The sequence below is a fragment of the Amycolatopsis decaplanina DSM 44594 genome (assembly GCF_000342005.1).
Taxonomy (GTDB): Bacteria; Actinomycetota; Actinomycetes; order Mycobacteriales; family Pseudonocardiaceae; genus Amycolatopsis; species Amycolatopsis decaplanina.
The window spans coordinates 1-10,869 of sequence record NZ_AOHO01000068.1; the positions used below are offsets into that span (position 1 = coordinate 1).

A 10,869-nucleotide genomic window follows, 5' to 3' on the forward strand; every position below is an offset into this window, starting at 1 on the left:
CGGACTGGCGGCTCCGGCCGCCTCGCGTAATGCGTTCTCCAGCCTCAAGAAATCGGCATCATTTTTGGACGCCGGGCGGTTTGCCTTCCGGTAGATATGCAGCCGGACATCCGGCATCTCCCGCTTCTGTTCGACCGCCTCCTTGACCTGCGCCGCGAACTTTTCCTTCAGCTCCACCAGCTCGTTCTTGCTGTCTTCGGACAACGGCAGCACGGCAAACCAAGTCTCCTTCACCGCGGCCGGATACACCTTTCCCGCCCGCAACTTGCCAACAGCTTCCGGCAAGGCCGGATCTCCGGCTCGGGCCTTCGGGGCCACGACCGGCTCATCAAGCGCCCCGTCCACACCAACGTCGCCGGCCCCTTCCCGCAACCACCCCTCATCGAGCTCGGAGACGTCCCACGCACCACTACGAGAAGACTCACCGGCCTTCGGTGGGGCATCGTCGTTGTTGCGTGCGCTACCGGGCAAAACGGTTGTGTTCCGCGGGGAGGTCCGCAGGGTGCCGAGCTTGGTGGCGAGTTCCTCGGACAGTCTCTCGGCGTCCTGTTCGGACAATCCGTTGGCCAGATACTCGGCGACCAGGTCCTTGACCGCGCCGTTCAGCCTGACAGCATCCTCTACCTGCCCCGGCGCCGGTTTTTCGATCCATAAGGGCGCCTTGTAATACCGAGACACAATCTTGGTCGCCTGCTGGACATAACGCTGAACATCGTGTGCCGGCCTCTTCCCGGACAGGCCACCACCATTGGCCACCCACGCACGCGCACCCACAGCATCCGACGGAATCGACGGCCACAACGGTGCCCGTTCCACCTGTTCCTCGCCACCCAGGACACCATGCCGGCGACGCCACCCCACCGGGCCGATCAGACTGAACGCCTTCGTATCAGCGAGGCGGTCAGCGGCCTCATTGTTCTCGGCCGCCCCGGTATCGAGAGAATCTTGTAGTCGCCAGGCGACCATGTCGACCGCTGCCTCGTACCGGCCCCGGTGCAAATCATGGATCCACGGGGCGGTCCCGTCGAACCGCAGTGGCTCGTGGTGGTACCTGTTCATCAGCTCGCGAGCCCGCGTGACGACCCTGTCCCTGTCCGCGCGGTCCAGCCCTTCCAACCCGTCGCGCGCTGTCGACAGTTGGGAAGACCACAACCACCCCGAATCGGCTTCGTCGTGGACGGCCGGGCCATACAACCCACCCGCAGTGCGCTGCCCCTCCACCCACACCCGCACCGTCGCCATCCGCGGGTCTCCCGTCGGCACCACCAACGACTCGATATCTACCCGTGCCAGCAAATCTCTGACCAACACCGCCAGCACGTCCTCCGGGTACTGCTCCAACCGATCCCGCACCGCCCTCTCCACCTGCGACCTCAGTGCCTCCGCACCAGTACCGAGATGCCCCTCCGCGACCAACAGCTCTGCCCGCATCCGCGGCAACGACTCTGGCGGAGCCACCGCCGCGGCATCGACAAAACCGAATGCCATCAGGCGGACGACGGTATTGTCGGGGTCCGTCAACATGGCGGACTCGATCAGCTGCCCCTCCCACTCCGCCCGGGCGACCCCCCTCAATGCCTCCACGACCCAGCGATCGATCAACCCATCCGACATCGCCGCCACGTCACCGTCGCTGTAGCGGTAATCCCCCTGCGGAGTCCTCTCATCCGCGATGTCGTCGAACCACGCCTGAACCCACTCCACAGGTGCTGGGTCCAGCTCCAGCTGCTGCCAGACCATGTCCAGCAACTCCGCCGGAAGGTTCCGCAAAGGCGTGCCGGTCCTCCACCACTGCGCGATCGCACGCCGCACCAGAAATTCCCTCAACGTCTGCGGCTCCGACTCATCCACCGCAGGTCGCCACCCCACCACGTCCTGCGGAACACCAGATGCGGAGTCCGGACCGCCGGCACGCGCCGCACTACCAGAGGACTCACCTGCCTTCGGCGGCGCAACATCGTCCTGCGCCCGACCCGGCAAAGCGGGCATACCCCCACGACCCGGCGACCTCAGCGGCTGCCCTGGAGCGGACGCGGGTCCCGGAGAGGCCGGCAACGTGCCGAGCTTGGTGGCGAGTTCTTCGGACAGCTTCTCGGCGTCCTTTTCGGACAGTCCGTGGGCCAGATATCTGGCGACAACGTCCTTGACCGCGTCGTACACCCTGGCAGCTTCCGCTTGTTCGCGAGATGGTTCTTCGCTCCTGCCGGGCACCTGGTGATGCAGAGACACAATTCTTGTGGCCTGCTCGATAGAGCGCTGAGCCTCCTGCTCGGGCCTCTTCTCGAACGCCTGCGGGGAGAGGCCACCATCGTTGTTGTGGACCCACGCCAGCGCACCCTCACGATCCGACGGAATCGACGGCCACAACGGCTCCCATTCGCCGCTCAGGACACCACTCCAGCGAAGCCACCCCACCTCGGGGGCCATAAATTTTGCCAGGTAATCGGCGGAGTCCTCAGCGTCCTCGACGTCCCCGGTGTCATTGAGAAAGGTGTGTAGTTCCCCGGCGACCAATTCGACCGCTGCCTCGTACCGGCCCCGGTACAACTGGTGGATCAGCGGCGCGGGCCCGTCGAACCGCCGCGGCTCGTAGTTGTACTGGTTCACCAGCTCGCGAGCCCGCGTGAAGACCCAGTCCCTGTCCGCGCGGTCCAGCCCTTCCAACCCGTCACGCGCTTCCTGCAGATCGAGATCCGTCAGCCACTCCGGATTCTTGGGGTAGTCGTAGGCGATCGGGCCGTACAACCCACCCGGGGGGCGCTGCCCCTCCACCGACACTCGCGCCGTCGCGAACCGTGAGTCTCCCGCCGGCACCACAAGCGACCCGATAGCCACCCGTGCCAGCAAATCCTCGACCGACACCTCCGGCGCATCGTCCGGGTACTCCCCTAACCGGTCCCGCACCAACCGCGCCACCCGCGACCTCAGCGCCTCCGCACCAACACCGGGGTCCCCCTCCGCTACAAAAAACTCTGCCCGCATCCGCGGCAACGACTCCGGCCGGGCCCGCACCACAGCATCGACAAAACCGAATGCCATCAGGCGGACGACGGTATTGTCGGAGTCCGTCAACCTGCCGTACTCGTCCAGCAACCCTTTCCACTCCGCCCTGGCAACCCCCCTCGATGCCTCCACGAACCCCTCATCGACCAACCCATCCGACATCGCCGCCACGTCACCGTCGCTGTAGCGGTAATCCCCCTGCGGAGTCCTCTCATCCGCGATGTCGTCGAACCACGCCTGAACCCACTCCACAGGTGCTGGGTCCAGCTTCAGCTGCTGCCAGACCATGTCCAGCAACTCCGCCGGAAGATCGCGCAAAGGCGTCTCGGTCCTCCACCACTGCTCGATCGCACGCCGCACCAGAAATTCCCTCAACGTCTGCGGCTCCGACTCATCCATCGCAGGTCGCCACCCCACCACCTCCCGCGGAACACCAGAAGCGGAGTCCGGACCGCTGACACGCGCCGCACCGTCACCCGAGGAGGACTCACCTGTCACCGGCAGGGCGGCCTGATCGTCCTGCGCCCCGCCCCGCGTGGCGGGTGTGTTGTGCGGGGAGGTCCGCGACGTGCCGAGTGCGAGGGAGAGTTCCTCGGACAGCTTCTCGGCGTCCTGTTCGGACAGTCCGTTGGCGAGGTATCCCGCGACGAGGTATTTGACCTCGATGTTCTCCCTGACAGCGTCCGCTTGTTCGGGGGCCGGGTTTTCGATCCAGACGGGCACCCGGTGATAGCGGGACACAATCCTCGTGGCCTGCTCGATATAAGGCTCAACATCCCGCGCAGGCCTCTTCCCGAACACCCGCTGGGGCAGGTCACCGCCTTTGGCCACCCACTCCAGCGCTTCCTCGCGGTCCGTCGGAATCGACCACGACAGCTTCGTCTGGGTCGGCTTCGTCTGGGTCGGCTTCGTCTGGGTTGGTGTCGGGTCGGTGCGAGTGGTGGCTTCCTGGTCGAAGGTGTCGTGCAGGCCCGCGGCGGTGTGGTCGAGCAAGGTTCGCCAGTCGTGCCCTGCGCTACCTGTCGGGATCGTGTAGTCGGCGTAGAAATCGGTGAGGAAGTCCTCGTTGAGCCGGGCGGTGACCGAGGCGGGTATGACCAGATCGGGGTGGGCGGCGCGCCACGTGCCGATTTGGTCGTTGAAGGTCCGCTGCGCGGCGGTGAGCGCCTCGACCAAGCCCGGGTCGGTCTGGTGTTCGTCAGGCGGCGGGGTTTCGGGTTCGTCGCCCAATGTCGTGGGGCGGTTTCCCGGGCTGGTGGGCGGGGCATTGGGCTGGGCGGTGTGCTGGTCGATGGTGGGATGCCCGGAATTGGCCTGGATTCCTCCGACCAGATCGCGCAGACCCTGCTGGGCGGCGGTGATGGCAAGCGCGTCCCCAGAGGTGACAGCGTCGGTGTAGTGGGTGATCGCCAGCTGCACGTCGGGGTTCTGTGACAGCTGGAACAACTCGTCCTTGGGTGAGGAGTAGTACACAACTTCACCGCCGCCGCCGGAGCGACCGGCCCGGTTCTGGGCCTGGATGTCGATGTCGCGGGAGATCTCCGAGTGCGCGGTGATCCGCACCACCAGATCCCCGGCGTCTTTGGCTTCTTTCGTGGTGGTGATGTCGACCCCGCGGGCGCCCTGCATGTTGATCACCAGGACCTTGCCCTGCGCGCCGGCGGCGTCGATGACCCGCTTGAACTCGTCGTCGAAATCGACGTCCTTCTCCAGCTGCCATTTCGCGTCGATCGCCTCGTGGGTCACACCGAGCTCGGTCAGCATGTCCGACACCATCGCCACTTGATCGTTACGGGTCGCGAGGATCAGCTGCGGTTGGCGGGTGCCCTCGGGGCCCTGCATCGCGTGGACGTCCTCAGCCAGCTGCCGCAGCTTCGTGGCCTCGTCGGCAGCGACCACGTCATCGGCGATCTTCAACCGCGGCTCGTAATACCGCGAAACATCCTGCACCTGCGACGACATCCCCTGCTCGGCGAACTTCGCCCCGTGCCCGTTCGCCGTCCCCGACGCCCCCGTCTTCTGCCCGTACTCCTTCTTCCCCAGCAACTCGTGCGCCGTCACGACCTTGTTCCCCGCGGAATCACTGCGGATCTCCAGACCGTGCTTGAACTCCACGGCCTGAGCCAGTCCACCGTTCCACCGGCTCTCCGAACTCGTCGCCGGGTTGAACATCACGTTGTGTGTCGTCTGGTCGATGATGAAGATCTTGCCGTCGTGCACTACGTAGTGCACGTTCTCCTTGTATTCCCAGCGAGCGGCGGCGGCCATGTTCACCCGGGTCACTTCGTCATCCGACAACGTCCGCCCCAGCAGCAGTTCCACCTTCTCCTGGCCAGGGCCCGTCAGCCGGGCCTGGCCACCCGCCTGCCCGTCCCGGCGCCCGAAATCGGCCTCGGTCAACCAGCCACTGCCCATCGCGTCCCGCACCAGATCATGCGCCGTCCGCACCTGTTCCAGCACCTCCGGCGACGCCACGCCCTGCACCCCCTCGCTCAGAATGTATTGCGCGTTCGAATACACCAGCGCCTCGTCGATTTCGTCGATACTCACCGTCAACAGCACCGGATCGTCCTTCGCCTGCTGCCCCGGCAACGTGTCGTGCCGCAGATAGGTGAACCCGACATCCTCCGCGGTACCCAGATACACCGTGGGCCGGCCCTCCCGCGGCCCCGGCGGCGGATCGTCCTGGTTCAGCCGGTGCACATCCACCCCCAGCCGCTGCAGCAAGTCCACGTAAACCGGCAACTCCCGGTCCGCCAGAATTCCCCGGGTCGTGGTCACCTGCACCCCGTCCACCCCCGGCCGCATCGCGTTCACCGCCGCATGGGCGAAGAACAGCCAGGACTTCCCCTCCCCCGCGGCCATGTTCACCACCCGGCCCTCACCGAAAGTGTGCACCGCCGACACCTGCGTCCACCGCAACGCGATCCCCTTGTTCCGCCGGATCAGCTCGAACACCGCCGCGAACGCGTCCGCCTCCGGCCCCCGCCCATACAGCTCCTTCAGCTCCGCCTCCGACAATTCGGTCAGCCGGCGGTGCCGTGGAACCTCCGGCCCAGACCGAGCCGCGATGTCCCACAATGTCCGCGCCGCCTCCGACGCCTTGTTCGCGCTCGCCAGCCAGCCCTCGTACGCCACCGCGTCCGTCGTGTGCTGCACCCATCCACCGTCACCATCCGGAACGAACACCCGCGGCTTGCTCAGCCAGTTACCCTCGGCGTCCTTCAATTGCCGGTACGCCACCACCTTCTCCGCGCCGCCATGGTGATCGATCACGCGCTCGCTCTCCGGCGGCAACATCACCCTCGACCCGTCGGCGAGGGTCATCACACCGGCCTCGAGAACTTCGGCCTCGGTCATCTTCTGCGCCCGGACCTCCCCGGCCCGCGAACGCGGCGGCGACCACTGGCCGTCAAGACCCCGGTCGACACTGATCCCTTCCCCCAGCTCCACAAACCGAGCCTCACCACCCGCGTCGAACACCGCCCGCGCACCCTTCGGCACCACCACCGGTCCATCACCGCTCTGGACCACCCCCGCACCCTCTGCCCCGTACCAGCCGTCCTCACCCCGCACCCAAGACGTCCCCAACCCCGACAACCGCTCCGACCACACCACCGTTCCCGCCGGACCTGCCACCACGGTCGGCCGGGTCGGGTCCGGCTGCGGCGGCATCTCCCGTGCGTCGCCCGCGGTGTCCCGGAGCGCGTCCTCGATCCTCGCGAGATCCGTCGCGTCCAGGCGAGTGCTCCGCCCCTCTGCCGCACCGCCGAGCCTCGCAGGCTCCGACGTCCGCTCCTCCACCCCGACGAACCGCAACAGTTTCCCCACCGCCGCGTCGGTGTCCCCGGCCCGCCACGACAGCTGCCCACGCTCCGCCCTGGTGCCCACCTCGACCGGTACCGGCCGCGACCCGTCCCGCTCCCATCCCGCACGAGGTGGCGCCTCCGACGTCCGCGCGTCGAGCACCACATGCAGCTGATCCCCGCCAGGCAACCGATACCGGCCGTTGACCCGCTCGTCCAGCACCCGCTGCATGTCGCGTGCCAAGGCCCGGCGCACACCCGCGTCCACCCCACCCGGCTTCGACACCAGCTCCACCGGCACCGACAGCTCCCGCACCCATTGGCCCGGCGCCACCTCGCCCCGCCGCATATCGAACCGCAGCTGCGAAATCCCGGCCTCTTTGTCCGACGACGTCGAGAGGTCCCGCTGCTCGCCACGATGCCGCGTCGGCGGAACCGACTCCCGCACCGCGCCCCAGTCCGCGGCTGTCACGAACTCCGTCACCGGACCGTCCGGACGTCCGTCCTGAGTGGACCTGCTCAACTGCTCCGGCCGCGCCGATCCCAGCTGTGCCGCCACAAGCGCCGCTTGCGCGTCCCCGAGGTCCACGCTTGACTCCGGACGCGGCCGGTCGTCACCGGACTTACCACCGGGCCTGCTCTCCGGCGCGCTCACCACATGCGGCAGCTCACCCGGCGCCCGCAACCCGCGCCGATCCGCGACCGATTCCGCACCGGACCGGACATTCTCACCCGACGACCTCCCCGGCTGCGGCCCATCACCCTTCGCCGGGGGCGCCGTCTCCGTCCGGGTGGGCTGCGGCCCATCGCCGCCACCCTTCGGCGGCTGCGCCGCGGGACCGGCCTCTGTCCGGGCGGGCTGACTCCCACCTGCAGAAGGCTCGCCACGCAGGAACTGCTGTGCCGCCGACCCGCTCCGGCCGTCGGCATCACGCCCCGCCGTCCGGTCCGCTCCAGGCACGTCCGGACGGGCCACCTGGGCGGCATCCGCACGACCGGCCTGACCTGACCCCGGCTGACCCGACGCGGGCTGACCCGACGCCGGCTGACCGGAGGCAGCCGACGGCCGGCCGTGGTCGACCACGACGGGCTGACCGGGATCGGGCCGCACGCGATCGTCCACCTTGTCGGAAGCCGGGCGGTCCGCTGTGGGCTGGCCCTTGAGAGCGTCGGTGTCCTCGGCCTTCGGTGTGCCCGGCTGGGCCTGGGCATCGGCCTTCGGTGCCGTCGGTTGCGGCGAACCCTCGGCCTTCGGTGCACCCGGCTGGGCCTGGGCATCGGCCTTCGGCGCGGACGGCTGGTTCGTGCCCTCGGCCGGGCGCCCCACCTGCGGTTGTCCCTCGGAAGAACCGGTCTCCCCGGCCTTCGCAGTGCCCGGCTGCGCCGGGCCACCGGCCGTAGTCGCGGGCGCCTGGTTCGGCGCGGACTGCCCGGCCGCGGCGGGGCGTCCGTTCTCGCCCGCGCCAGGCTGACCGGCGGTTCCCGTTCCCGGTTGTGCCTGCCCACCGGCCGTGGTCGCGGGCGGCTGGCTCGCCGCAGGCTGGCCCGCCTGGTTCTGTGCCCCGGTAACCGGCTGTGCCGGACCGCCGGCGGTGGTGGCGGATGGCTGGCTCGTCGCAGGCTGGCCCACGGTGGCCTTCTCGCCCGCACCCACCGGACCCTGCGTACCCGTAGTCGGCTGCGCCGATGTCCCGGTGCCCTGCTGCACGGGTCCACCGGACGTGCCCGCACTCGGCTGACCCGACGTTCCTGTGCCCGGCTGCGCCGGACCGCCTGCAGTAGTAGCGGGCGGCTGAACCGACGAAGGCTGGGAGGGCGTCGCGGTAGTGGCCGGGGCCTGGGCACCGGCGGTGACCGATTGTCCGTTCGTGTTCGACGTCGGTTTGCCTGCCGCCTCCGGCGCGGGCTGCGCCGCTGTGGACACCTGCTGGCCGCCGGTGGTGGCCGGGCGAGCATCGCCACCCGCCGACACCTGACCGTTGCCCGTACCCGCGGCCGGTTGCGCCGTGCCGGTTCCCGACACCTGGCCACCGGTCGTCCCCGTCGCCGGCTGCGCCGAACTGGAAGACATCGGGCCACCGGTGGTCGAGGAAGCCGGACTGCCCACCGTGCCAGTCACCGGCTGCCCCGACGAAACCACCCCACCGGCCGTGTCACCGGCAAGCGGGGCGGTAGTGGTGGGGCTGGTGGTGAACAGCTGGCCGACCGGGCTGCCGCCGCTGCCGGTGACCGGCTGTTGCACGACACCGGCCCGCCCATCGGTCATCGCCTGGGTTTCCGAAATCTGCGTGTTCCCGGTCTGGGTTCCCGAAGTCTGCGTGTTGCCGGTCCCGGTGACCGGTCCTGGCGCGCCAACGGTTCCCGTGCTCTCACTCGGCCCACCCAGCGACTCGGTGACCGGAACGACCGGGACCGCCACCTCACCCGCCCCGTGCGGGATCACCAGCTTCGGCTGATCACCTCTCTTCTCACCCGCACCCGCAACCCCGCTCTCCTCCGGATACGGCGGCGGCGCCGACTCGTCAACCTCCACATAGGACGGCGGCCGCGACGTCGCCGGACTCCCCTCCCCCGGCTTGTCCAACCCACTGGGGGCAGGCTTCTCCGGCGCGTCCGGCAAATCCAGATCGAGATTGTCGACATCGACCCGCATCCCACCCTCGCCACCCGCCCCATCCGGCATTCGCGGCCGGCCGAACCCCGACAACGCCCCCAACGCCCCACCCCAGAACGCCTCCGGATTGTTCAGCACCGCGTTGATGATCGGCGTACTCCACAACACCGACGCCACCTGACCACCCGCATACCCCAGCTGCCCCCAGATCACCATCCCCCGCGGGATCTTCTTCCCCAGATCCCGCGCCGCCGACTGGGCCGAATACACGAAAACCCGCGCTCCACCCGTCATCACCCCCGACGCCGCACCACCGATCGCGCCGCCCACCGTCGCCTGCCACACCGCCTTGCCATCGATCTCATCCCGCTGATGGTTGTTCATTTGCCCCAGCTGGGTGAAGTAATCGATCGACGTCATCAACCCCGCACCCACCGCCGCGGACACCCCCACATCGATCGCCGCCTGCTGCGCGAACGGCGCGATCCGCACCAGAGCCTGCTTCAACCCCTCCCACGACAACTTCTCCAACCCCAACGTCGACAACTTCGCCAGCAACTGCTGAACGATCATCCGCATCGTCAACTGCGTCGCGGCCTTCACCGCCGGGATCATCCACGAAAAGATCAACGAAGCAGCCAGAAACGCGATCTGCGCCACCGCGAACACCGCGGCCGCGATCAACAGAATCTGAGCCTTCTCCACATTCGCCGCGGCCGTCCTCGTCGTTTTCGACAAATCCCTCGAATACGACGCCAACTGCCCCAAAGCCTTCGCGACAGTCCCCCGCAAATACTCCGCCATCGCCTCCGCGTACTCACCATCCATCGACCGATCCAGCTCAGCCGCCCGCGCCCGCACATCCGCCGCGAAATCCTCCGCCACCGGAACAAAATCCGCCCACGCCTGCGACATCGCCCGCATACTCCGGACATTGCCCTCAGGCCACTCCATCCCCACCATGACCTTCAAAAAATTCTGCAGGGCCTTAGGCGGCTTCGTAGGACCATCACCAGACTCGAACACCACCCACCCCCTTTCGCAGAAAAGTCACGGCACCACAGAACACAAACCCACACCTACCGCACTACTAATCCTTGGAATCCTTCTGCTGCTGCAAAGCCTCGGCCAACCGGTGATCGAAGGTCTTCGCGTTCGCCTCATCCAGATCGCCGAAATCAGTCACCGTCGTGGTCACCCCGTCGGACAGGTCGACCACTCCGTTGGACAGCTCACCCAGTCCTTCCCGGACATCATTCGCGTTCTTCACATACCCCTCGGCGAACTTCCTTCCGGCCTTGTCATCACCCCAGCACCCATCATACCTGTTCAAAGTCTGGTTCAACGCCGACACCGCGGCCGCGAAATCGGCGTTACCGGAACGAAGCCTGGCCACCATCTCCCGCATTCCCGTGGTGTCCAGACGAAACTCTTCCGCCATCGTCC

5 protein-coding genes and 1 pseudogene are annotated in these 10,869 nt (G+C 67.7%); 3 read left to right on the plus strand and 3 right to left on the minus strand.

Going from position 1 to position 10,869, the window contains the following annotated elements; translation table 11 throughout:
• Positions 1-7,398 (minus strand): preprotein translocase subunit SecA (locus tag H074_RS25430; protein ID WP_152521491.1); only part of this gene is annotated, 7,398 nt, incomplete at its 3' end.
• Between the two features lie 69 nt (positions 7,399-7,467).
• Between H074_RS25430 and H074_RS40360 the strand changes: the two genes are divergently transcribed.
• From H074_RS40360 to H074_RS40370, 3 genes are all read left to right on the plus strand, one after another.
• On the plus strand, positions 7,468-7,818 hold the full coding sequence (locus H074_RS40360) for a hypothetical protein (protein WP_152521492.1): 351 nt from the start codon (positions 7,468-7,470) through the stop codon (positions 7,816-7,818).
• Positions 7,819-7,981: 163 nt separating this feature from the next.
• Positions 7,982-8,281 carry a hypothetical protein gene (locus H074_RS40365; RefSeq protein WP_152521493.1) on the plus strand — a complete coding sequence of 100 codons (300 nt, stop codon included), beginning with the start codon at positions 7,982-7,984 and terminating at the stop codon, positions 8,279-8,281.
• Between the two features lie 534 nt (positions 8,282-8,815).
• The gene (locus tag H074_RS40370) at positions 8,816-9,265 is read left to right on the plus strand and encodes a hypothetical protein (protein WP_152521494.1); all 450 of its coding nucleotides are present in this window, start codon (positions 8,816-8,818) and stop codon (positions 9,263-9,265) included.
• A gap of 788 nt (positions 9,266-10,053) precedes the next feature.
• Here the strand turns inward: H074_RS40370 and H074_RS42480 are convergent.
• Positions 10,054-10,452, minus strand: a pseudogene (locus H074_RS42480) (WXG100-like domain-containing protein); the annotation flags it as partial.
• Between the two features lie 61 nt (positions 10,453-10,513).
• Positions 10,514-10,864 carry a WXG100 family type VII secretion target gene (locus tag H074_RS25435; protein WP_007032938.1) on the minus strand — a complete coding sequence of 117 codons (351 nt, stop codon included), beginning with the start codon at positions 10,862-10,864 and terminating at the stop codon, positions 10,514-10,516.
• Positions 10,865-10,869 lie beyond the last annotated feature (5 nt).

What these genes read in the sequence shown, in the direction of transcription:
- H074_RS25435 (WP_007032938.1), bottom strand. Translation starts at nt 10,864, where the DNA reads ATGGCGGAAGAGTTTCGTCTGGACACCACGGGAATGCGGGAGATGGTG.
- H074_RS40360 (WP_152521492.1), top strand. Translation starts at nt 7,468, where the DNA reads ATGCGGCAGCTCACCCGGCGCCCGCAACCCGCGCCGATCCGCGACCGA.